Raw genomic sequence first — 22,377 nt, forward strand, 5'->3', positions numbered from 1 at the left:
TATGCCTTATACCTTGCCTGCATTGCCTTACGCCTACGATGCGCTGGAACCGCACATCGATACCCAGACCATGCAGATTCACCACAGCAAGCACCACCAGACTTACATCAACAACCTCAACGCGGCGGTCGAAGGCAGCGAGTATGCCGAGTGGCCGGTGGAAAAACTGGTGGCCAGCGTCAAGCAACTTCCGGAAAAATTGCACAACGCGGTAATCAACCAGGGCGGCGGTCACGCCAACCATTCGCTGTTCTGGACCGTGATGTCGCCCCAGGGCGGCGGCCTGCCACAAGGCGCTGTGGCCAAGGCCATTGATGAGCAATTGGGTGGCTTCGAGGCGTTCAAGGACGCCTTCACCAAGGCTGCGCTGACTCGCTTTGGCAGCGGCTGGGCCTGGCTGAGCGTGACCCCGGCCAAGACCCTGGTGGTTGAAAGCAGTGGTAATCAGGACAGCCCGCTGATGAACGGCAATACGCCAATCCTCGGCCTGGACGTCTGGGAGCATGCTTACTATCTGCTGTACCAGAACCGTCGTCCGGAATACATCAACGCCTTCTACAACGTGATCGACTGGTCCGAGGTAGAGCGTCGTTACGCAGCTGCGCTTGTGTGAGTCGCAGCGCAATGCGTTCGGATGTAATGTCGATTGCCGGCGTGCGGCTGTTTCGCCTGGCGCTCGGTACCCTGTTGCTGCTGGTCGGCTTCGCCCTGCTGGTGGCCCAGGGTATCGCCTGGCTGGACCTGGAGCCGCGCATGTTACGGGCGCTCGAAGGCGGTGCGCTGTGCGCCCTGGGTACGGCCTTGGGCGCGGTGCCGGTGCTGGTGATCCGCAACATGCCAGTGGCGTTGGCCGATACCTTGCTGGGCTTTGGTGCCGGGGTGATGCTGGCGGCCACGGCCTTTTCGCTGATCATTCCCGGGCTGGATGCCGCCCAGGCCATTGGCCTGGGTAAATGGGGCGCCGGTGGTTTGGTCAGCTTCGGCTTGCTGTTCGGGGCCTTCTGCCTGTACCTGGTCGACCTCAAGGTGTCCGGTGCATCGCCCGAGGCCCTGGTCGGCACGCCGCAGCAACCGGTGATCGCCGCGCGGATCTGGGTGTTCGTCATTGCCATCATTGCCCATAACATCCCCGAAGGCATGGCCATTGGCGTGTCTGCCGGTGGTGGCATGCCCGATGCCGACAGCCTTGCCATGGGCATTGCCCTGCAGGATGTGCCGGAAGGCCTGGTGATCGCCCTGGTGTTGGCAGGGGCGGGGATGGCCCGCTTCAAGGCGTTTCTGATTGGTGCGGCTTCTGGTCTGGTCGAGCCGCTGGCAGCGGTGGTGTGTGCCTGGCTGGTGACCGTGGCAGAGTTGTTGCTGCCACTGGGCTTGGCGTGTGCTGCCGGGGCGATGTTGCTGGTCGTGACCCAGGAAATCATTCCCGAGTCGCGCAGCAATGGCCATCACCGGCTAGCCAGCCTGGGCCTGTGCATCGGCTTCTGCCTGATGATGGTGATGGATACGGCGCTTTCGTGAGAAAACGGGGGCGGTTACTCGCCCTCGTCGAAGTAATTGTTGATCAGTTCGATCAGGGCGTTGAGTGCATCATCGTCCTGCTCGCCCTCGGTGTGCAGATGAATGGCGGTGCCCTTGCCGGCCGCCAGCATCATGACCGCCATGATGCTCTTGCCATCAACCAGGGATTGCGGATTACGCCCAACGCGAACCTGGCAGGGAAACTTGCCCGCAACGCCAACGAACTTTGCCGCTGCCCGGGCGTGCAGCCCCAGCTTGTTGATGATGGTGATTTCTTTTGCGGGCATCGAGGCGCTGGTCCTGTGGGCTAGAGGTCGCGGTGGCGAACCTGGACATTCTTTAACGATTGTTGCAGTAACTGGCCCAGACGCTCGGTCAGGTACACCGAACGGTGGTGGCCACCCGTGCAGCCAATGGCAATGGTGACATAGGCACGGTTGCTGGCGGCAAAGCGCGGTAACCACTTGAGCAGGTAGCTGGAGATGTCCTGGAACATGTCCTCGACATCCGGCTGCGCAGCCAGGTAATCGATCACCGGTTGCTCCAGGCCCGAATGGTCGCGCAGTTCCGGCTTCCAGTAAGGGTTGGGCAGGCAGCGCACATCGAACACCAGGTCGGCATCGACCGGCATGCCGCGTTTGAAACCGAAGGATTCGACCAGGAAGGCCGTACCGGGCTCCGGCTGGTTGAGCAGGCGCAATTTGATCGAGTCACGCAACTGATACAGGTTCAGGTTGGTGGTATCGATCTTCAGGTCGGCGAGGTCGGCAATCGGCCCGAGCAGCTCGCTTTCGACTTCGATCGCTTCGGCCAGCGAGCGTTCGTTGTTGGTCAGCGGGTGGCGGCGGCGGGTTTCCGAGAAGCGCTTGAGCAATGTTTCTTCATCGGCATCCAGGTACAGCACATCACACTGGATGTGCCGGCTACGGGCGTCCTCAAGCAGCTCGGGAAAGCGCGACAAGTGGCTGGGCAAGTTGCGCGCGTCAATCGAAACGGCCACCTTGGGCTGCATCAATTCCGTGTTGATCAGGGCGCTTTCGGCCAGTTGCGGCAGCAAGCCAGCAGGCAGGTTGTCGATGCAGTAGTAGCCGTTGTCCTCAAGTACATCGAGGGCGGTACTCTTGCCGGAGCCAGACCGGCCGCTAACGATGATCAAGCGCATGTTCAATGCCCGTTCTGTACGTCCAGTACGACCTGGTACAAGGCTTCGTTACTGGTGGCCGCACGCAGCTTTTCGCGTACGTCCTTGCTATCGAGCATGCTGGCGATCTGGCGCAGCAGCTCCAGGTGCGCATCGGTAGCCGCTTCCGGGACCAGCAGTACGAACAGCAGGTCGACCGGGGCGCCATCGATGGCGTCGAAATCGATAGGGGCGTCAAGGTGCAGCAGCGCGCTGACCGGCGACTCACAGCCCTTGAGGCGGCAGTGGGGAATGGCAATGCCGTTGCCGAAGCCGGTGGAGCCCAGTTTCTCCCGGGCGATCAAGGCTTCGTACACGATCTGGGTGTCCAGCTCGGGCACTTCTCTGCCGATCAGATTGGCGATCTGTTCGAGCGCACGCTTTTTACTGCCGCCCGGCACGTTCACAAGGGAACGGCCGGGGGTCAGGATGGTTTCAAGTCGGATCATGGATGAGGGGGATCAGCGGGCCGCTGCACCTTGCAGCAGGCTTTGCTGTTTTTCCTTGTGTTTTTTCAGTTGGCGGTCGAGCTTGTCGGTCAAGGCGTCGATCGCTGCATACATGTCTTGGTGTTCGGCATTTGCAACCACTTCGCCGCCGGGAATGAACAGCGTCGCTTCAATCTTCTGCTGCAGCTTCTCGACCTTCATGATTACCGTCACATTGGTAATCTTGTCGAAATGCCCCTCCAGTCGTTTCAATTTCTGCTCGACGTACTCACGCAGGGGCTGAGTAACTTCTACATGCTGTCCACTGATATTGACTTGCATACAGCTTCTCCTTTGTTGCCGGTGCATAAGAGGCAGGTATTGCGCCTGCCACTGAACTGCGGTGGCACACCTCAGGAGCCGTTACATCAATCGCTTGCGCTCGCTCGACGGTGCGATGCCGAGGGACTCGCGGTACTTGGCGACGGTGCGACGTGCTACCTGGATGCCTTGTGCCTCCAGTAAACCAGCGATCTTGCTGTCACTCAATGGCTTTTTCTGATTTTCCGCTGCAACTAGTTTCTTGATGATTGCGCGGATCGCTGTGGACGAGCATTCGCCGCCTTCGGAGGTGCTGACGTGGCTGGAGAAAAAGTACTTCAGCTCGTAAATTCCGCGCGGCGTGTGCATGTATTTCTGCGTGGTCACCCGGGAAATGGTCGACTCGTGCATGCCCACCGCTTCGGCGATGTCGTGCAGCACCAGCGGCTTCATCGCCTCGTCACCGTGATCGAGGAAGCCGCGCTGGTGCTCGACGATCTGGGTGGCGACCTTCATCAGGGTTTCGTTGCGGCTTTGCAGGCTCTTGATGAACCAGCGCGCCTCCTGCAACTGGTTGCGCATGAAGGTGTTGTCGGCGCTGGTGTCGGCGCGACGGACGAAACCGGCGTACTGCGGGTTGACCCGCAGGCGCGGGACTGCTTCCTGGTTGAGTTCGACCAGCCAGCGCTCGTTGTCCTTGCGCACGATCACGTCGGGCACCACGTACTCGGCTTCGCTGGACTCGATTTGCGAGCCCGGGCGCGGGTTGAGGCTCTGTACCAGTTCGATGACCTGGCGCAGCTCGTCTTCCTTGAGCTTCATGCGGCGCATCAGCTGGCTGTAGTCGCGGCCGCCGAGCAGGTCGATGTAGTCGCTGACCAGACGCTGGGCTTCGGCCATCCACGGGGTACGCGGCGGCAGCTGGCGCAGTTGCAGCAACAGGCACTCGCTGAGGTTGCGCGCGCCGATGCCGGCGGGTTCGAATTGCTGGATGCGGTGCAGCACGGCTTCGACTTCATCCAGCTCGATGTCGAGCTCGGGGTCGAAGGATTCGCAGACTTCTTCCAGGGTTTCGTCGAGATAACCCTGGTTGTTGATGCAGTCGATCAGGGTCACGGCGATCAGCCGGTCGGTGTCGGACATCGGTGCCAGGTTGAGCTGCCAGAGCAGGTGGCTCTGCAAGCTTTCGCCAGCCGAAGTGCGGGTGGTGAAGTCCCACTCGTCATCGTCGTTGCTGGGCAGGCTGCTGGCGCTGGTCTGGTAGATGTCTTCCCAGGCGGTGTCGACCGGCAACTCGTTGGGGATGCGCTCGTTCCACTCGCCCTCTTCGAGGTTGTCCACCGTTGGGGCGGTCTCCTGGAAGCTGGTTTCCTGAACGTCGGCGACGGGTTTGCTCTCGGCGTTGTCGGCCATCGGGTCGCTGTTGTCGAAGTCGTCGCCTTCTTCCTGGCGCTCGAGCATCGGGTTTGATTCCAGCGCTTCCTGGATTTCCTGCTGGAGGTCCAGGGTAGAAAGCTGGAGCAGACGTATGGCCTGTTGCAACTGCGGGGTCATCGTCAGTTGCTGGCCCATTCTTAGGACGAGCGATGGTTTCATGGCAGGGGCTTAACACCTTATTTGCCGGCGCACATGCGCCATCCACTACAAGGGCACCGAAGCGCCAACTTTAAGCAAATTATATGCCTGAAATTGCAGCGTTTGCCTAGAGCGCCGTAACAATTAAGCCATTATCTGGCTTGTTTACGAGCGCTCCGGCAGCGCCTTACACCTTGAGCCTACAGGCGGAACTCATGGCCGAGGTAAACCTCTTTGACCAGGTCGTTGGCCAGGATGGTCTCTGCATCGCCTTCGGCGATCAGTTGGCCATCGTTGACGATGTAAGCGGTTTCGCAGATATCCAGGGTTTCACGGACGTTGTGGTCGGTGATCAGAACGCCAATACCCTTGGCCTTCAGGTGGTGGATGATCTGCTTGATGTCGCCGACCGAAATCGGGTCGACACCGGCAAAGGGTTCGTCGAGCAGGATGAACTTGGGCGCGGTGGCCAGGGCGCGGGCAATCTCGACGCGGCGGCGTTCACCACCGGAGAGGCTCATGCCGAGGTTGTCGCGGATGTGGCTGATGTGGAACTCCTGCAGCAGGCTTTCCAGCTCTTTGCGCCGGCCATCGCGGTCCAGGTCCTTGCGGGTTTCGAGGATCGCCATGATGTTGTCGGCCACCGACAGCTTGCGGAAGATCGAGGCTTCCTGCGGCAGGTAGCCGATACCGGCGCGGGCGCGGCCGTGCATGGGCTGGTGGCTGACATCGAGGTCGTCGATCAGGACGCGGCCCTGGTCGGCCTGGACCAGGCCGACGATCATGTAGAAGCAGGTGGTCTTGCCGGCGCCGTTAGGGCCGAGCAGGCCGACGATCTGGCCACTGTCGATCGACAGGCTGACGTCGCGGACCACTTGCCGGCTCTTGTAGCTCTTGGCCAGGTGCTGGGCTTTGAGGGTTGCCATTTACTCGGCCTTCTTCTTCGGCTGGATCACCATGTCGATACGCGGACGCGACTCGGTGACTTTGCCACCGCGACCGGCGGTAGCGATCTGTTTCACCGTGTCGTAGACGATTTTCTCGCCCTCGGTGGTGTTGCCTTCGTTGATGACCTTGGCGCGGTCGATCAGGACGATGCGGTTTTGCGGCGCATTGTACTGGATGGTCTTGCCGTAGCCCTGCATCTTGTCTGGCTTGGCGGCGCTCTGCTGCTGCTCGAAGTAGGCCAGGTTGCCCACCGAGGTCACCACGTCGATGTCGCCACCGGCGGTACGGGTGATGGTCACGGTGTTGCCTTTGATCATCATCGAACCCTGGGTGATGATCACGTCACCGGTGTAGGTGGCGATGCCTTTTTTGTCGTCCAGTTGAGCGTGGTCGGCCTGGATGCGGATCGGCTGGTCACGGTCGTTCGGCAGGGCCCAGGCGCTCGCGCTTCCCAGTGCTGCGCTCAGGCTGAGCAAAAAGGGGAGGGTTTTAACGAGCCTCATACTGTCCTCTTACGTTGGACAGCAGGTCCATCCTGCCGTCTTTCAAATACGCTTTCATTCCATTGCCCGTAGTGACGCCACCGGCGCCGTCGATTCTAACGGCTTGCTCGGTTTGCGCATATTGCTTCTGCGGGAATACCGTCATGCGGCTGCTGGTAATGATCATGGTGCGGTTCTTTTCGTCGGTGCGGGCGACCCTTACCGAATCGATCAGTTCGACTTCGCTGCCGTCGGGGTTGACCTCGCCGCGCTCGCTCTGCACGTGCCACGGATAAGTGGTGCCGCGGTACATCTGCAGGTCGGGCTTGGTCAGCAGGGTGACTTCGCTGGCCTTGAGGTGCTCGACCTTGTCGGCGGTCATCTCGTACTGCATCTTGCCATCAGGCAAAAACTGCACGCTGTGGGCGTTCACCGCGTAATAGTCGATGGCGCTCTGGTCCGGCCCGGCAACCGGCTTGTTGTCGAGGAAGCTCTCGGGGCTGATGTTCCAGTAGCCGACCGCCACCAGCAGGGCGGCGATCACACTGAACAGCGCAATGTTGCGGATTTTCTTACTGAACATGTGTCGCTCTACAGGTAATGGGCGTTGGCCGCGTCGAGGTTGCCCTGGGCTTGCAGGATCAGTTCGCAGAATTCGCGGGCTGCACCTTCGCCGCCACGTGCCAGGGTTACTCCGTGGGCGTGCTCGCGGACGAACGCGGCAGCATTGGCCACCGCCATGCCCAGGCCGACCCGGCGGATTACCGGCAGGTCAGGCAGGTCGTCGCCCAGATAGGCGACCTGTTCATAGCTTAGGTTGAGCTGGCCAAGAAGCTCGTCCAATACCACCAGTTTATCTTCCCGGCCCTGGTACAGGTGAGGAATGCCGAGGTTCTTTGCCCGGCGCTCGACCACCGGGGTCTTGCGACCGCTGATGATCGCCGTGGTCACGCCCGAGTTCATGAGCATCTTGATGCCCTGGCCGTCGAGGGTGTTGAAGGTCTTGAATTCGCTGCCATCTTCGAGGAAGTACAGGCGACCGTCGGTGAGCACGCCGTCTACGTCAAAAACCGCCAGTTTGATGGCCTTGCCGCGCTGGAGCAGGTCCTGGGTCATTTACATCACTCCCGCACGCAACAGGTCGTGCATGTTCAGGGCGCCGACCGGGCGCTCGTCCTTGTCGATCACCACCAGGGCGCTGATCTTGTGGTCTTCCATGATCTTCAGGGCTTCGGCGGCGAGCATCTCGGCGCGGGCGGTCTTGCCGTGGGCGGTCATGACTTCTTCGATGAGGGTCTTGTGCACGTCGATATTGCGATCGAGGCTGCGGCGCAGGTCGCCGTCGGTGAAGATCCCGGCCAACCGTCCGTCGGCTTCGAGCACCACGGTCATGCCCAGGCCCTTGCGAGACATTTCAAGCAGCGCGTCCTTGAGCAGGGTGCCGCGTTGCACCTGCGGCAGCTCGTCGCCGGCGTGCATGACGTTCTCGACTTTCAGCAGCAGGCGTCGGCCGAGGGCGCCGCCGGGGTGCGAGAAGGCGAAATCTTCAGCGGTAAAGCCGCGGGCCTCGAGCAGGGCGATGGACAGGGCGTCGCCCAGCACCAGCGCGGCGGTAGTCGAGGAGGTCGGTGCCAGGTTCAGCGGGCAGGCCTCCTGGGCAACGCGGGCGTCGAGGTTGACCTCGGCGGCCTTGGCCAGGGGCGAATCGGGGTTGCCGGTGAGGCTGATCAGCTGGATACCCAGACGCTTGATCAGCGGCAGCAGGGTGACGATCTCGGCGGTGGAGCCCGAGTTGGACAGGGCCAGGATCACGTCGTCGCGGGTGATCATGCCCATGTCACCATGGCTGGCTTCGGCCGGGTGAACGAAAAACGCCGGCGTACCGGTGCTGGCCAGGGTCGCGGCGATCTTGTTGCCGATGTGCCCCGACTTGCCCATGCCGACCACCACCACCCGGCCCTTGCTGGCCAGGATCAGCTCGCATGCCTTGACGAAATCGGCGTCGATGTGGGCCAGCAGGCCCTCAACCGCCTCGAGTTCGAAACGGATGGTGCGCTGCGCGGATTGGATCAGGTCGCTGGATTGGCTCATGTCGAAAATCGGATTGCCTGATGAAAAGGCGGCGATTATAGCGGTAATGGGCGAAAGCCTCACCTTGTGATTGTCATACATTCGCCCGGTTGGCTTAACCATAGCTGAACAAGCACTTCGGCGGCCTTGGGGCGGCCCTATCAGCGGTGCTATAGTTCGCCGCTGTTCGGCCCGCTTGGTGCGTGCGTGCCTCCACGAAGGGGGCGCGCGTCTGAGTGAGAAGGCTGCATCGCAAGGAGTCTAGATGAGCGTTGATAACGCCTACGCGGTCGAATTGAAGGGCGTTTCCTTCAAGCGCGGTTCGCGCAGCATCTTCAATAATGTCGACATACGCATTCCGCGTGGCAAGGTTACCGGCATCATGGGGCCTTCCGGGTGCGGCAAAACCACGCTGCTGCGGCTGATGGGTGCACAACTGCGCCCGGCCAGTGGCGAGGTCTGGGTGGCCGGGCAGAACCTGCCGACCCTGTCGCGCAGTGACCTGTTCGATGCCCGCAAGCAGATGGGCGTGCTGTTCCAGAGTGGCGCGCTGTTCACCGATCTCGATGTGTTCGAGAACGTCGCCTTCCCGTTGCGCGTGCATACCCAGCTGTCTGACGAGATGATTCGCGACATAGTCCTGATGAAACTCCAGGCTGTTGGCCTGCGTGGCGCCATCGAGCTGATGCCCGACGAGCTATCCGGTGGCATGAAACGTCGTGTGGCGCTGGCCCGGGCGATTGCTCTGGATCCGCAAATCCTCATGTACGATGAACCGTTCGTCGGCCAGGACCCGATTGCCATGGGCGTGCTGGTGCGGCTGATCCGCCTGCTCAACGATGCCCTGGGCATCACCAGCATCGTGGTTTCTCACGACCTGGCCGAAACCGCCAGCATCGCCGACTACATCTACGTGGTCGGTGACGGCCAGGTATTGGGGCAGGGCACGCCGCAAGAGCTGATGGGCTCCGACAACCCGCGCATTCGTCAATTCATGAAAGGCGATCCGGATGGGCCGGTGCCCTTTCACTTTCCTGCGCCGGATTACCGCGCCGATCTTCTGGGGAAGCGTTGATGCGCAGAAAATCCTTACTCGAACGTATTCGTCGCTTTGGCCGATCGGCCATCGACGTGCTGGCCATTCTCGGCCGCTCCTTCCTGTTCCTGCTGCATTCGCTGGTCGGGCGCAGCGGCACTGGCGGCGGCTTTCAGTTGCTGGTTCGCCAGCTCTATTCGGTTGGCGTGCTGTCGCTGGCGATCATCGTCGTGTCCGGTGTGTTCATCGGCATGGTCCTGGCCCTGCAGGGCTTCAGCATCCTCACCAAGTACGGTTCGGAGCAGGCGGTGGGGCAGATGGTCGCCCTGACCCTGCTGCGTGAACTGGGCCCGGTGGTTACCGCGCTGCTGTTCGCCGGCCGTGCAGGCTCGGCGCTGACCGCCGAAATCGGCAACATGAAGTCCACCGAGCAGCTGTCCAGCCTGGAAATGATCGGTGTCGATCCGCTCAAGTACATCGTCGCGCCGCGGCTGTGGGCCGGTTTCATCTCGCTGCCGTTGCTGGCTTTGATCTTCAGCGTGGTCGGTATCTGGGGTGGTTCGTGGGTTGCCGTCGACTGGCTGGGCGTTTACGAGGGCTCGTTCTGGGCCAACATGCAGAACAGTGTTTCCTTTACCGACGATGTGCTCAACGGGGTGATCAAAAGCCTGGTGTTTGCCTTCGTCGTGACCTGGATTGCCGTATTCCAGGGTTATGACTGCGAGCCCACTTCAGAAGGGATCAGTCGTGCCACCACCAAGACCGTGGTCTATGCCTCATTGGCAGTCCTGGGTCTGGACTTTATTCTGACCGCCTTGATGTTTGGAGATTTCTGATGCAAAACCGCACCCTGGAAATCGGTGTCGGCCTGTTCCTCCTGGCCGGGATCCTGGCGCTGATCCTGCTGGCCCTGCGCGTCAGCGGCCTGTCGGCGAGCCCGAGCAGCGACACGTATAAACTTTATGCCAACTTCGACAATATCGCCGGTTTGACGGTCAGAGCTAAAGTGACCATGGCCGGTGTGACCATCGGCAAGGTCACTGCCATCGATCTGGATCGTGACACCTTCACCGGTCGGGTGACGCTGCAGCTGGAAAAACGGGTCGATAACCTGCCTGTCGATTCCACTGCATCTATCCTCACCGCAGGGCTGCTCGGCGAGAAATACATCGGTATCAGCGTGGGCGGAGAAGATGCGGTGCTCAAGGATGGTGCAACCATCCACGACACCCAGTCGGCGCTGGTACTGGAAGACCTGATTGGCAAGTTCCTGCTCAATACCGTTGGCAAAGAAGCTAAATAAGGAGTTTCCATGATTTCTATCCTGCGACGCGGCTTGCTGGTGTTGCTGGCAGCACTGCCGCTGATGGCCAGTGCAGCTGCTCTGTCACCCAAGCAGGTGATCGAGAAGACCACCACCCAGTTGCTGGCTGACCTGAAAGCCAACAAGGAGCAATACAAGGCCAACCCGAGCGCCTTCTACGATGCGCTCAATGCCAACCTGGGGCCGGTCGTCGATGCCGATGGCATCTCGAAAAGCATCATGACCGTCAAGTATTCGCGCAAGGCTACCCCGGCGCAGATGCAGCGCTTCCAGGAAAACTTCAAGCGCAGCCTGATGCAGTTCTACGGCAACGCCCTGCTCGAGTACAACAACCAGGGCATTACCGTCGGCAACGAGAAGAAGGACGGCGACGACCGTGCCAGCGTCGACATGAGCGTCAAGGGCAACAACGGTGCTGTCTATCCGGTGTCCTACACCCTGACCAGGCTCGACGGCGAGTGGAAGGTGCGTAACGTCATCGTCAACGGCATCAACATCGGCAAGCTGTTCCGTGACCAGTTCGCCGACGCCATGAACCGCAACGGCAACGATCTGGACAAGACCATCGACGGCTGGGCGGGCGAAGTGGCCAAGGCCAAGGAAAGCACCGAGCAAGCGGCCGAGAAGCAAGGGCAATGAGCGACAGTGTCGTGACCATGAGCGAGCCAGGCGTATTGAGCCTGGCCGGGGTGCTCGACTACCGCAGCGGGCCGGCCTTGCGCAAACAGGGCAAGGCCCTGATTGCGGCGTGCAAGGCCCCTGGGCTGGTGCTCGATTGCGCGCAGGTGGAGAAGTCCAGCAGCGTCGGCCTGTCCCTGCTGCTGGCCTTCATGCGCGACGGCAAGGCGGCCGGCAAGGCCGTCGAGGTTCGCGCCATGCCCCAGGATATGCGGGAAATCGCCGAGGTTTATGACCTCGACGAGGTGCTGGCCGGTCAATGACCGCCAGCCAGTGACTGGCCCCTCTGTCAGAGTCTCCGATTACGGGGTTCGCAGGCGAGGGGCTTTTTTGTATGATGGCCGACCCGCGCGCAAAGGGCGCCGATTGAGGTTGAGCATGCAGGCCGTAGAAGTTAAGAACTTCCTTGAAGAAAAGTTGCCGGGAACCCGGGTCGAAGTTGAAGGCGAAGGCTGCAACTTCCAGTTGAACGTGATCAGCGACGAATTGGCGGCCCTGAGCCCGGTCAAGCGTCAGCAGCAGATCTATGCTCACCTTAACCCGTGGATCACCGATGGCAGCATCCATGCGGTAACCATGAAATTTTTCAGCAGCGCAGCCTGGGCTGAGCGCACCTGAGCCAACTTGGCGGCGAGACTCTAATGGACAAACTGATTATTACTGGCGGCGTTCGCCTCGATGGCGAAATCCGCATTTCCGGGGCAAAGAACGCTGCCCTGCCGATCCTGGCGGCCACCTTGCTCTGCGATGGCCCGGTCACCGTTGGCAACCTGCCGCACCTGCACGACATCACCACGATGATCGAGCTGTTCGGCCGCATGGGCATTGAGCCGGTGATCGACGAGAAGCTCTCGGTCGAAATCGACCCGCGTACCATCAAGACCCTGGTCGCGCCGTACGAGCTGGTGAAAACCATGCGTGCCTCGATCCTGGTACTGGGCCCGATGGTCGCCCGTTTTGGCGAAGCCGAAGTGGCCCTGCCTGGCGGTTGCGCCATTGGTTCGCGTCCGGTCGACCTGCACATCCGCGGCCTTGAGGCCATGGGCGCGAAGATCGAGGTCGAAGGCGGCTACATCAAGGCCAAGGCCCCAGAAGGCGGCCTGCGTGGCGCGCACTTCTTCTTCGATACCGTCAGTGTCACCGGTACCGAGAACATCATGATGGCTGCAGCCCTGGCCAAAGGCCGCAGCGTGCTGCAAAACGCTGCGCGCGAACCGGAAGTGGTCGACCTTGCCAACTTCCTCAACGCCATGGGCGCGAAAGTCCAGGGCGCTGGTACCGACACCATCACCATCGATGGCGTCGAGCGCCTGGGTTCGGCGACCTACCGGGTCATGCCTGACCGTATCGAGACCGGTACCTACCTGGTTGCCGCTGCCGTGACTGGCGGTCGCGTCAAGGTCAAGGACACCGATCCGACTATCCTCGAAGCCGTCCTTGAAAAACTCAAGGAAGCCGGCGCCGAAGTTACCACCGGTGAAGACTGGATCGAGCTGGACATGCATGGCAAGCGGCCGAAAGCCGTCAACCTGCGTACCGCTCCGTACCCGGCGTTCCCGACCGACATGCAGGCGCAGTTCATCTCGCTCAACGCCATTGCCGAAGGCACTGGCGCGGTAATCGAGACGATCTTCGAAAACCGCTTCATGCACGTCTACGAGATGCACCGCATGGGTGCCCTGATCCAGGTCGAAGGCAACACTGCCATCGTTACCGGGACCAAGACCCTCAAAGGCGCTCCAGTGATGGCCACCGACCTGCGGGCTTCGGCCAGCCTGGTGCTGTCGGCGCTGGTTGCCGAAGGCGATACCCTGATCGACCGCATTTACCACATCGACCGTGGTTATGAGTGCATCGAAGAGAAACTGCAGATGCTCGGCGCCAAGATCCGCCGCGTGCCGGGCTAGTCTGTGAGTGGCGCAGGGACGCGCCAGCCAATTGCTGCACCGAATTGAATGCGGTCGGGCCTGTTAGCGCCCGGCCGGCTGTAGCCGCATAAGGACCGACGTTTCCCATGTTGACCATCGCGCTATCCAAAGGTCGGATTCTCGACGATACCCTGCCGCTGCTGGCGGAAGCCGGTATTGTGCCGACCGAAAACCCGGACAAGAGCCGCAAGCTGATCATCCCGACGACTCAGGAAGACGTGCGTCTGCTGATCGTGCGCGCCACCGACGTGCCGACCTATGTCGAGCATGGTGCCGCCGACCTGGGCGTGGCCGGCAAGGACGTGCTGATGGAGTACGGTGGCCAGGGCCTGTACGAGCCGCTGGACCTGCAGATTGCCCAGTGCAAGCTGATGACCGCCGGCAAAGTCGGCGCTGCCGAGCCCAAGGGCCGTCTGCGCATCGCCACCAAGTTCGTCAACGTCGCCAAGCGCTACTATGCCGAACAAGGCCGTCAGGTCGATATCATCAAGCTGTATGGTTCGATGGAGCTGGCGCCGCTGATTGGCCTGGCCGACAAGATCATCGACGTTGTCGACACCGGTAACACCCTGCGTGCCAATGGCCTGGAACCCCAGGAACTGATTGCCACCATCAGCTCCCGGCTGGTGGTCAACAAGGCTTCGATGAAGATGCAGCACGCCCGCATCCAGAGCCTGATCGACACCTTGCGCCAGGCTGTCGAATCGCGACACCGCGGCTAAGACTTTCTACCTCCTGCGCGCGGCCTTCGCTGTCGCGCCCGTCTATCCGCGTCATAGCCAATTTTCTCGGGTGCCCGCGCGGATGGACTGGTAGCTTAGGGCGCCTGAGCATTCGCCATTTATGAGGCCCTCGCTATGACCACGTCCACTGCAATCGCCCGACTCAATGCCGCTGACCCGGATTTCGCCCGACATCTGGATCATCTGCTGAGCTGGGAAAGTGTCTCTGACGACGCGGTCAACCAGCGCGTACTCGACATCATCAAGGCCGTGCGCGAGCGTGGCGATGCGGCGCTGGTGGAGTTCACCCAGCGCTTTGATGGCGTGCAGGCGACTTCGATCGACGACCTGATCCTCGGTCGCGAGCGCCTGGAACTGGCCCTGACCCGCATCACCCCGGCCCAGCGCGAAGCCCTGGAAAAAGCCGCCGAGCGCGTGCGCAGCTACCACGAGCGACAGAAGCAAGACTCCTGGAGCTACACCGAAGCCGACGGCACTGTGCTTGGCCAGAAGGTCACGCCGCTGGATCGTGCCGGCCTGTATGTGCCGGGCGGCAAGGCGTCGTACCCGTCATCGGTACTGATGAACGCGATTCCGGCCAAGGTCGCCGGCGTTGGTGAAGTGGTCATGGTGGTGCCGACCCCGCGTGGCGAGGTCAATGAGCTGGTGCTGGCCGCCGCTTGCATCGCCGGTGTCGACCGGGTTTTCACCATCGGTGGCGCCCAGGCGGTTGCCGCCCTGGCCTATGGCACCGAAAGCGTGCCGCAGGTCGACAAGGTGGTCGGCCCGGGCAACATTTATGTCGCCACCGCCAAGCGCCATGTGTTCGGTCAGGTCGGTATCGACATGATTGCCGGCCCGTCGGAGATTCTCGTGGTCTGTGACGGCCAGACCGATCCGGACTGGATCGCCATGGACCTGTTCTCCCAGGCCGAGCACGACGAAGACGCCCAGGCGATTCTGGTCAGCCCCGACGCCGAATTCCTCGACAAGGTCGCAGCCAGCATCGACAAGTTGCTGCCGACCATGGAGCGCGCCGAGATCATCAAGACCTCGATCAACGGCCGTGGTGCGCTGATCCAGGTGCGCGACATGCAGCAGGCCATGGACGTTGCCAACCGCATTGCCCCTGAGCACCTGGAGCTGTCGGTCGCCGACCCGCAGGCCTGGCTGCCGCAGATTCGCCACGCCGGCGCGATCTTCATGGGCCGCCACACCAGCGAAGCCCTGGGCGATTACTGCGCAGGCCCCAACCACGTACTGCCGACTTCCGGCACCGCGCGCTTCTCGTCGCCGCTGGGGGTGTATGACTTCCAGAAGCGTTCGTCGATCATCTTCTGCTCCGAGCAGGGCGCTTCCGAGCTCGGCCACACTGCCTCGGTACTGGCCCGTGGCGAGTCGCTGATCGCCCACGCCCGCAGCGCCGAATACCGCATCCTTGCCGACAAGAAGGGGAACTGAACATGAGTAAATTCTGGAGCCCCTTCGTCAAGGACCTGGTGCCTTACGTGCCGGGCGAGCAGCCAAAGCTGGCCAGGCTGGTCAAGCTCAACACCAACGAGAACCCCTACGGCCCGTCGCCCAAGGCGCTGGAAGCCATGCGCGGCGAACTCAACGACAACCTGCGCCTGTACCCGGACCCCAACAGCGACCTGCTAAAGCAGGCGGTAGCGGACTACTACGGTGTGCAGGGCAACCAGGTGTTCCTCGGCAACGGTTCGGATGAAGTGCTGGCGCACATCTTCCATGGCCTGTTCCAGCACGATGCGCCGTTGCTGTTTCCGGACATCAGCTACAGCTTCTACCCGGTCTACTGCGGCCTGTACGGCATCCCGTTTGAAGCAGTGGCGCTGGACGAGCAGTTCCAGATCCGTGTCGCTGACTACCGCAAGGCCAACGGCGGGATCATCTTCCCCAACCCCAACGCGCCGACCGGTTGCCTGCTGGCCCTGGAGGCCATCGAGCAACTGCTCGAGGCCAACCCCGACTCGGTGGTGGTGGTCGATGAAGCCTACATCGACTTTGGCGGCCAGACCGCCATCAGCCTGGTGGATCGCTACGACAACCTGCTGGTCACCCAGACCCTGTCCAAGTCGCGTTCGCTGGCCGGCCTGCGGGTAGGCCTGGCGGTCGGCCATCCGGACCTGATCGAGGCGCTGGAGCGGATCAAGAATAGCTTCAACTCCTATCCACTGGACCGTATGGCGATTGTGGGTGCGGCGGCGGCGTTCGAGGACCGTGCCTACTTTGAAGAAACCTGCCGCAAGGTGATCGACAGTCGCGAGAAGGTGGTCGCTGAACTCACTGCCCGTGGCTTTGAAGTACTGCCCTCGGCAGCCAACTTCATCTTTGCCCGGCACCCGCAGCAGGATGCCGCCGAACTGGCAGCGCGCCTGCGCGAGCAGGGGGTGATCGTGCGTCACTTCAAGCAGGCGCGGATCGCCCAGTTCCTGCGCATCACCATTGGTACCCCGGAGCAGAATCAGGCGTTGCTCGATGCGTTGAACTGATAGAGCACAGTCCTTGTCGCGGGGCAAGTCGAGGCGTCGCGACTTGCCCCGCGATGGATTTTACCGGTAACCTCCCTCTCTCAAATTCATCCGATGATTGGATGTCATGACCTTACTGATCAAACGCTCCCTGGTCGAACAAGCGGTCGAGCAACTGCGACAACGGGTTGCCAGCGGCGCCTGGACAGTGGGCCAGCGCCTGCCCACCGAGCCGGAACTGGCTGCTGAGCTCGGCATCAGCCGCAACACGGTGCGCGAAGCCATGCGTGTGCTGGCTTTCAGTGGCCTGGTCGAAGTTCGCCAGGGCGATGGCAGTTACCTGAGTACCGCCGTCGACCCGTTGCAGGCCCTTCAGGCGCTGTCACGCTGCGACCTGGAGCAGGCGCGGGAAACCCGCCATATCCTTGAAGCCGAGGCCATTGGCCTGGCCGCGCTGCGCCGCAGCGAAGAAGACCTGCAAGGGCTACGAGAGGCCCTCAAGCACAGCAGTGCGCATTTTCACGATGACCTGGAGCAATACATCGGTTGCGACCTGGTGTTCCACCAGCGCCTGGTGGATGCCGCGCATAACCCGGCGCTGAGCGAGTTGTATCGCTACTTTTCCGGGGTGGTGGCGGCCACCTTGCATCACAACCTGAGCCACGCTCCCCGCTGCCAGCTTGTGTTCGACCTGCACGGGCAGATTCTCGATGCCATCGAACAACGCGATCCGGACAAGGCCAAGGCCCTGAGCCGGACCCTGATCAACGAATCCTGACCTTGCGAGACTGCCATGGGCGATGAAACAACCCGAACTGCGGCGCCGGCCAACGGGCCGGAGCTGGAAGAACTGCTGATCGACGCCGAAGCCGACGACGAACAAGTGCAACAGCAACCGGTGCTGCTCAAGCGCCCCTGGCTGTTGCTGCTCGGCCTGGTGCTGGTGGCGCTGAACCTGCGTCCGGCGTTGTCGAGCATGGCGCCGCTGCTGGGCCAGGTCAGCGACAACCTCGGCTTGAGCGCTTCCCAGGCGGGCCTGCTGACCACCTTGCCGGTGCTTTGCCTGGGCTTGTTCGCGCCACTGGCGCCGGTGTTGGCGCGACGTTTTGGCAGTGAGCGGGTCATTCTCGGCATCCTTCTGGTACTGGCTGCGGGGATTGCCGTGCGCAGCGCCTTTGGCAGCACCGGGGTATTCGTCGGCAGTATCATGGCCGGGGCTAGCATCGGTGTGATCGGCGTGCTGTTGCCGGGCATCGTCAAGCGCGACTTCCCCAAGCATGCCGGGACCCTGACCGGCGTCTACACCATGGCCTTGTGCCTGGGCGCGGCAATGGCTGCGGGCGCCACCGTGCCCCTGAGCGAGCGCTTGGGCGACAGCTGGTCGCTGGGCCTGGGCTTCTGGTTGATCCCGGCCTTGCTGGCGGCGCTGATCTGGCTGCCCCAGGCCCGCCAGGGCCACGGCGCCCACAATGTGGCCTACCGTGTACGCGGCCTGCTGCGCGATCCGCTGGCCTGGCAGGTCACCCTGTACATGGGCCTGCAATCGTCGCTGGCCTATATCGTTTTCGGCTGGCTGCCGTCGATCCTCATCGGTCGCGGCCTGAGCCCGACCCAGGCCGGGCTGGTGTTGTCCGGCTCGGTGATCGTGCAGTTGCTCAGTTCGCTCAGCGCGCCGTGGCTGGCGACCCGTGGCAAGGACCAGCGCCTGGCCATCGTGGTGGTCATGCTCATGGCCCTGGCCGGCTTGTTCGGCTGCCTGTATGCGCCGCTGGAAGGCCTGTGGGGCTGGGCCATTGTCCTGGGGCTGGGGCAGGGCGGTACCTTCGCCCTGGCATTGACCCTGATCGTGCTGCGTTCCAAAGACGCTCACGTCGCCGCCAACCTGTCGAGCATGGCCCAGGGCATCGGTTACACCCTGGCATCGATGGGGCCATTCGCGGTCGGCCTGGTGCATGACCTGACCGGCGGCTGGAACGCGGTGGGCTGGATCTTTGCCGTGCTGGGCATCGGCGCCATAGGCTTTGGCCTCAAGGCCGGGCGCAACCTGCATGTGAAGGTGGTCAGCGAGCGGGTTTGAGCAGACATTCGCCAGGCAAATGCCCATAGCTTTTTGCCACTTCAGCGGACTATGGTGCAGGTCTATTGCCATGAACCGGACCTGCACCATGAGCGACGCCAATACTGCCCTGATCACCCGCTTCTACCAGGCTTTCCAGCGCCTGGACGCCGAAGCCATGGTCGCCTGTTACAGCGACGATATCGTTTTCAGTGACCCGGTCTTCGGTACTTTGCGCGGCAAGGATGCCGGTGACATGTGGCGCATGCTCACCACCCGCGCCAAGGACTTTACCCTGACCTTCGACACGGTACGCGCCGACGAGCGCGCTGGCAGCGCCCGCTGGGTCGCCCGCTACCTGTTCAGCCAGACCGGCCGCACCGTGGTCAACGACATCCAGGCACGCTTTGTGTTTCGGGACGGCAAGATCTGCGAGCACCACGACAGTTTCGACCTGTGGCGCTGGGCACGTCAGGCCTTGGGCACCACGGGGGTGCTGCTGGGCTGGTCGCCGCTGGTCCAGGGCAAGGTGCGCGCCCAGGCGCAGAAAGGCCTGCGGGCGTTTCAGGCGGGGCGCTGAGGCGCTAAGCTGTGCGCTTTGCCGTTGATAGTCACTAACGTGTCCGAGCCCATTGCCCAACCACCGAACAAACCCTGGTACGTCTACCTGGTACGCGCCGCCAATGGCTCGCTGTACTGCGGGATCAGCGACAACCCGGAGCGGCGCTTCCAGGCCCACCAGAAGGGCCAGGGGGCACGCTACTTCAGCACCAGCCCGGCAGTGGCTTTGGTCTATGTCGAGGCCTGGCCCGACAAAACCAAGGCGCTGCAACAGGAGCGGCTGGTGAAAAAGCTGCGCAAGAGTGCCAAGGAGGCGCTGGTGGCCTCCTGGGCGGGGCTCAGTCCTTGCGACGCTTGAGCTGATCGGTCAGTTGCGTCGGCAGGCCTTTGATGATCAGGGTGCCGGCTTCCTCGTCGTACTCGACCTTCGAGCCCAGCAAGTGCGCTTCAAAGCTGATCGACAGCCCTTCGGCACGGCCGGTGAAGCGGCGGAACTGGTTGAGCGTGCGCTTATCGGCGGGGATTTCCGGCGACAGGCCGTAGTCCTTGTTGCGAATATGTTCGTAGAAGGCCCGTGGGCGGTCTTCATCGATCAGCCCTGAGAGCTCCTCGAGGGTTACTGGCTCGCCGGCCTTGGTCTGGCTGGTGGCGTAGTCGACCAGGGTCTGGGTCTTCTCGCGGGCGGCTTCTTCGGGCAGGTCTTCGCTTTCGACAAAATCGCTGAAAGCCTTGAGCAGGGTGCGGGTCTCGCCCGGGCCGTCGACGCCTTCCTGGCAGCCGATGAAGTCGCGGAAGTACTCCGAGACCTTCTTGCCGTTCTTGCCCTTGATGAAGGAGATGTACTGCTTGGAGGCCTTGTTGTTCTGCCACTCGGAAAGGTTGATGCGCGCGGCCAGGTGCAGCTGGCCCAGGTCCAGGTGGCGCGACGGGGTCACGTCCAGCTCGGCGTTTACCGCCACGCCTTCGCTGTGGTGCAGCAAGGCGATCACCAGGTAATCGGTCATGCCTTGCTGATAGTGGGCGAACAACACGTGGCCGCCGACCGACAGGTTGGACTCTTCCATCAGCTTTTGCAGGTGCTCGACGGCGACGCGGCTGAAGGCCGTGAAGGTGCTGCCTTCGTCGAGGTATTCCTTGAGCCAGCCGCTGAACGGGTGGGCGCCTGATTCTGCGTGGAAGAAGCCCCAGGCTTTGCCCTGTTTGGCGTTGTAGCTATCGTTGAGGTCGGCCAGAAGGTTTTCGATGGCACCCGACTCGGCCAGTTCCGAGTCGCGGGCGTGCAGCACGGCGGGGCTGCCATCGGGTTTCTTGTCGATCAGGTGGACGATGCAATGACGGATCGGCATGGGATTCTCGGTTGAAAATGGGCGGTGCTGGCCGCGTTGCAAAGTCGCCAAGTGTACCTCAGCACAGGGGTGATTCAGCGGCCAGATGTTGGCAGATATGTCGGTTGTTTATTTTTTGTTCAAATTTTTGCGTTTTTTCGCGCAAACCCCCGAAAAACCTGCACATTTGCCCTGTGGGAGGCGGATATTTATCTATTCCTGTGGTAGTTTTGCCCGGTCTTGCGCCCCGTGTGTGGCGCATTGCTGGCAGACCGCTCGCGTCACGTCGAACCAAACGTCGTTTTACGTATCTACATACGCGATTGACGTGGCTGTAACACCGGACCGCCGGATCCCCCGCAGGTCTGGCTCGATGACTGACGTAGCACTCTGCATACTCACTGAATTTGATAGGGAAGGAACACCACCATGGCATTGACCAAAGACCAACTGATCGCCGATATCGCTGAAGCTATCGACGCGCCAAAAACCACCGCGCGTAACGCTCTGGAGCAACTGGGCCAGATCGTTGCTGATCAACTGGAAAATGGCAGCGAAATCACCCTGCCAGGCATCGGCAAACTGAAAATCACCGAGCGTCCTGCCCGTACCGGCCGCAACCCTTCGACTGGCGCTGCCATCGAAATCGCTGCCAAGAAAGTCGTCAAGTTCGTACCAGCCAAAGTGCTGACCGACGCTGTAAACAAGTAATTGTAAACAGCTCGACAAAAGCCGCGTCCGGGTTGCCCGGACGCGGTTTTTTTATGACTGGGTTTTGCTCCAGCGCTGCTGGCGCCAAGCCTGGCGCGCTGCGGCGTCCTGGAAGGTCCAGGCGATCATGCGGCTCTGTTTCTGCCCCTGGCCCATCTCCACCACCCGCTGTTCGGCCGCCCCGGCCTTTTTCAGCGCGGCCTGGATGCCGGGCAGGTTGGAGGCTTTCGATACCAGGCTGGTGAACCACAGCACCTGCTGGCTCAGGCTGACGCTCTCGGCCACCAACTGGCTGACGAAGCGGATCTCGCCGCCTTCGCACCACAGTTCGTTGTTCTGCCCGCCAAAGTTCAGCACCGGCAGCTTGCGCTTGGGATCGGCCTTGCCCAGTGCCCGCCATTTGCGCTGGCTGCCGCGGGTGGCTTCTTCGCGTGAGGCGTGGAAGGGCGGGTTGCACAGGGTCAGGTCGAAGCGCTCGTCGCTTTTGAGCAGCCCCAGCAGGATGTGCTTGCGGTTGCCTTGCTGGCGCAGGCTGATGGCCTTGCCCAGGCCGTTGGCCTGGACGATGGCGCCGGCCGCAGCCAGTGCCGTGGCGTCGATGTCTGAACCGAGAAAGCGCCAGCGGTAATCGCTGTTGCCCAGCAACGGGTAGATGCAATTGGCACCGACGCCGATGTCCAGGGCCTGGACCTGCGCGCCACGGGGTATTTCGCCGCCGTTTTCGTCTGCCAGCAAGTCGGCCAGCACGTGTACGTAGTCGGCCCGGCCGGGGATTGGCGGGCACAGGTAGTCAGCCGGGATGTCCCAGTGCTGGATACCGTACTGGGCCTTGAGCAGGGCGCGGTTGAAGACCCTGACGGCATCCGGGTTGGCGAAGTCGATGCTCGGCTTGCCGTGGGGGTTGGTGATCATGAACTGGCCCAGCTGCGGGCTGCTCTTGATCAACTGGGGGAAGTCGTAGCGGCCCTGGTGGCGGTTGCGCGGGTGCAGGGTCGGTTTGTTGGTTGTGGTCATGTTGAGGTCCG

The 22,377-nt window shown here is 61.9% G+C and carries 29 protein-coding genes; 17 read left to right on the top strand and 12 right to left on the bottom strand.

Annotated features, from left to right (window positions below; all coding sequences use genetic code 11):
• The first annotated feature begins 1 nt into the window (after position 1).
• On the top strand, positions 2-613 hold the full coding sequence (locus tag LOY22_RS04825; RefSeq protein WP_045196333.1) for a superoxide dismutase: 612 nt from the start codon (positions 2-4) through the stop codon (positions 611-613).
• A gap of 11 nt (positions 614-624) precedes the next feature.
• Positions 625-1,518 (top strand): ZIP family metal transporter, encoded by an 894-nt coding sequence (locus LOY22_RS04830; RefSeq protein ID WP_045196335.1) that lies wholly within the window; start codon positions 625-627, stop codon positions 1,516-1,518.
• Positions 1,519-1,532: 14 nt separating this feature from the next.
• Here the strand turns inward: LOY22_RS04830 and LOY22_RS04835 are convergent, their stop codons facing one another.
• The 10 genes from LOY22_RS04835 to LOY22_RS04880 form a co-directional block, all read right to left on the bottom strand.
• Positions 1,533-1,805: an HPr family phosphocarrier protein gene (locus tag LOY22_RS04835; RefSeq protein WP_045196337.1), complete on the bottom strand. Its 273-nt coding sequence runs from the start codon at positions 1,803-1,805 to the stop codon at positions 1,533-1,535.
• 20 nt (positions 1,806-1,825) lie between these two features.
• Positions 1,826-2,680, bottom strand: coding sequence for an RNase adapter RapZ (rapZ, locus tag LOY22_RS04840; protein ID WP_045196339.1), 855 nt, complete (start codon positions 2,678-2,680; stop codon positions 1,826-1,828).
• A gap of 2 nt (positions 2,681-2,682) precedes the next feature.
• Positions 2,683-3,147, bottom strand: a complete 465-nt coding sequence (ptsN, locus tag LOY22_RS04845; RefSeq protein ID WP_045196342.1) for a PTS IIA-like nitrogen regulatory protein PtsN — start codon at positions 3,145-3,147, stop codon at positions 2,683-2,685.
• 12 nt (positions 3,148-3,159) lie between these two features.
• Entirely contained in the window at positions 3,160-3,468 is a 309-nt protein-coding gene (hpf, locus tag LOY22_RS04850) for a ribosome hibernation-promoting factor, HPF/YfiA family (protein ID WP_010223385.1), read from the bottom strand.
• Between the two features lie 81 nt (positions 3,469-3,549).
• Positions 3,550-5,043 carry an RNA polymerase factor sigma-54 gene (locus LOY22_RS04855; protein ID WP_045196344.1) on the bottom strand — a complete coding sequence of 498 codons (1,494 nt, stop codon included), beginning with the start codon at positions 5,041-5,043 and terminating at the stop codon, positions 3,550-3,552.
• Positions 5,044-5,222: 179 nt separating this feature from the next.
• Positions 5,223-5,948, bottom strand: coding sequence for an LPS export ABC transporter ATP-binding protein (gene lptB, locus LOY22_RS04860; RefSeq protein ID WP_038996944.1), 726 nt, complete (start codon positions 5,946-5,948; stop codon positions 5,223-5,225).
• Positions 5,949-6,473 (bottom strand): lipopolysaccharide transport periplasmic protein LptA, encoded by a 525-nt coding sequence (lptA, locus tag LOY22_RS04865; RefSeq protein WP_045196347.1) that lies wholly within the window; start codon positions 6,471-6,473, stop codon positions 5,949-5,951. It abuts the gene before it with no gap.
• Positions 6,460-7,035 (bottom strand): LPS export ABC transporter periplasmic protein LptC, encoded by a 576-nt coding sequence (gene lptC / locus LOY22_RS04870; protein ID WP_045196349.1) that lies wholly within the window; start codon positions 7,033-7,035, stop codon positions 6,460-6,462. Before lptC ends, lptA begins: the two co-directional genes overlap by 14 nt.
• A gap of 8 nt (positions 7,036-7,043) precedes the next feature.
• The gene (locus tag LOY22_RS04875; RefSeq protein WP_045196351.1) at positions 7,044-7,568 is read right to left on the bottom strand and encodes an HAD family hydrolase; all 525 of its coding nucleotides are present in this window, start codon (positions 7,566-7,568) and stop codon (positions 7,044-7,046) included.
• Positions 7,569-8,543, bottom strand: a complete 975-nt coding sequence (locus LOY22_RS04880) for a KpsF/GutQ family sugar-phosphate isomerase (protein ID WP_045196353.1) — start codon at positions 8,541-8,543, stop codon at positions 7,569-7,571.
• Between the two features lie 244 nt (positions 8,544-8,787).
• Between LOY22_RS04880 and LOY22_RS04885 the strand changes: the two genes are divergently transcribed.
• The 14 genes from LOY22_RS04885 to LOY22_RS04950 all read left to right on the top strand — a co-directional run bounded on the left by LOY22_RS04885 (position 8,788) and on the right by LOY22_RS04950 (position 19,674).
• The gene (locus LOY22_RS04885; protein ID WP_045196354.1) at positions 8,788-9,597 is read left to right on the top strand and encodes an ATP-binding cassette domain-containing protein; all 810 of its coding nucleotides are present in this window, start codon (positions 8,788-8,790) and stop codon (positions 9,595-9,597) included.
• On the top strand, positions 9,597-10,394 hold the full coding sequence (gene mlaE / locus LOY22_RS04890; RefSeq protein ID WP_045196357.1) for a lipid asymmetry maintenance ABC transporter permease subunit MlaE: 798 nt from the start codon (positions 9,597-9,599) through the stop codon (positions 10,392-10,394). Before LOY22_RS04885 ends, mlaE begins: the two co-directional genes overlap by 1 nt.
• Complete coding sequence (mlaD, locus tag LOY22_RS04895) at positions 10,394-10,861, top strand: outer membrane lipid asymmetry maintenance protein MlaD (RefSeq protein ID WP_010223376.1); 468 nt, start codon at positions 10,394-10,396, stop codon at positions 10,859-10,861. Before mlaE ends, mlaD begins: the two co-directional genes overlap by 1 nt.
• 9 nt (positions 10,862-10,870) lie before the next feature.
• Positions 10,871-11,521, top strand: a complete 651-nt coding sequence (locus LOY22_RS04900; protein ID WP_045196359.1) for a phospholipid-binding protein MlaC — start codon at positions 10,871-10,873, stop codon at positions 11,519-11,521.
• Positions 11,518-11,823 carry a lipid asymmetry maintenance protein MlaB gene (locus LOY22_RS04905; RefSeq protein WP_045196361.1) on the top strand — a complete coding sequence of 102 codons (306 nt, stop codon included), beginning with the start codon at positions 11,518-11,520 and terminating at the stop codon, positions 11,821-11,823. Before LOY22_RS04900 ends, LOY22_RS04905 begins: the two co-directional genes overlap by 4 nt.
• Positions 11,824-11,938: 115 nt before the next feature.
• Positions 11,939-12,178 (top strand): BolA family protein, encoded by a 240-nt coding sequence (locus LOY22_RS04910; protein ID WP_010223373.1) that lies wholly within the window; start codon positions 11,939-11,941, stop codon positions 12,176-12,178.
• Between the two features lie 23 nt (positions 12,179-12,201).
• Entirely contained in the window at positions 12,202-13,467 is a 1,266-nt protein-coding gene (murA, locus tag LOY22_RS04915) for a UDP-N-acetylglucosamine 1-carboxyvinyltransferase (RefSeq protein ID WP_010223372.1), read from the top strand.
• 107 nt (positions 13,468-13,574) lie between these two features.
• Positions 13,575-14,210: an ATP phosphoribosyltransferase gene (gene hisG, locus LOY22_RS04920; RefSeq protein WP_038996931.1), complete on the top strand. Its 636-nt coding sequence runs from the start codon at positions 13,575-13,577 to the stop codon at positions 14,208-14,210.
• 135 nt (positions 14,211-14,345) lie between these two features.
• Positions 14,346-15,671, top strand: a complete 1,326-nt coding sequence (gene hisD / locus LOY22_RS04925) for a histidinol dehydrogenase (protein ID WP_093388183.1) — start codon at positions 14,346-14,348, stop codon at positions 15,669-15,671.
• A 2-nt stretch (positions 15,672-15,673) separates the two neighbouring features.
• Positions 15,674-16,720 carry a histidinol-phosphate transaminase gene (gene hisC / locus LOY22_RS04930; protein WP_093388186.1) on the top strand — a complete coding sequence of 349 codons (1,047 nt, stop codon included), beginning with the start codon at positions 15,674-15,676 and terminating at the stop codon, positions 16,718-16,720.
• Positions 16,721-16,826: 106 nt separating this feature from the next.
• Positions 16,827-17,477 (top strand): FadR/GntR family transcriptional regulator, encoded by a 651-nt coding sequence (locus tag LOY22_RS04935; RefSeq protein ID WP_258596619.1) that lies wholly within the window; start codon positions 16,827-16,829, stop codon positions 17,475-17,477.
• Between the two features lie 15 nt (positions 17,478-17,492).
• Entirely contained in the window at positions 17,493-18,776 is a 1,284-nt protein-coding gene (locus tag LOY22_RS04940; RefSeq protein WP_258596621.1) for an MFS transporter, read from the top strand.
• 88 nt (positions 18,777-18,864) lie between these two features.
• Positions 18,865-19,335, top strand: a complete 471-nt coding sequence (locus LOY22_RS04945; protein WP_093387155.1) for a nuclear transport factor 2 family protein — start codon at positions 18,865-18,867, stop codon at positions 19,333-19,335.
• Positions 19,336-19,374: 39 nt separating this feature from the next.
• Positions 19,375-19,674 (top strand): GIY-YIG nuclease family protein, encoded by a 300-nt coding sequence (locus LOY22_RS04950; RefSeq protein ID WP_045196374.1) that lies wholly within the window; start codon positions 19,375-19,377, stop codon positions 19,672-19,674.
• On the opposite strand, the gene yejK is transcribed toward LOY22_RS04950, so the two are convergent.
• On the bottom strand, positions 19,655-20,662 hold the full coding sequence (gene yejK / locus LOY22_RS04955; protein ID WP_045196375.1) for a nucleoid-associated protein YejK: 1,008 nt from the start codon (positions 20,660-20,662) through the stop codon (positions 19,655-19,657). The genes LOY22_RS04950 and yejK overlap by 20 nt on opposite strands.
• A 408-nt stretch (positions 20,663-21,070) precedes the next feature.
• Here yejK and LOY22_RS04960 point away from each other — a divergent pair, with 408 nt between their 5' ends.
• The gene (locus LOY22_RS04960) at positions 21,071-21,352 is read left to right on the top strand and encodes an HU family DNA-binding protein (protein ID WP_009398256.1); all 282 of its coding nucleotides are present in this window, start codon (positions 21,071-21,073) and stop codon (positions 21,350-21,352) included.
• 51 nt (positions 21,353-21,403) lie between these two features.
• Here the strand turns inward: LOY22_RS04960 and rlmF are convergent, their stop codons facing one another.
• Positions 21,404-22,366, bottom strand: coding sequence for a 23S rRNA (adenine(1618)-N(6))-methyltransferase RlmF (gene rlmF / locus LOY22_RS04965; protein ID WP_093387145.1), 963 nt, complete (start codon positions 22,364-22,366; stop codon positions 21,404-21,406).
• Positions 22,367-22,377 lie beyond the last annotated feature (11 nt).

This window comes from Pseudomonas sp. B21-035 (assembly GCF_024748945.1).
Lineage (GTDB): Bacteria > Pseudomonadota > Gammaproteobacteria > Pseudomonadales > Pseudomonadaceae > Aquipseudomonas.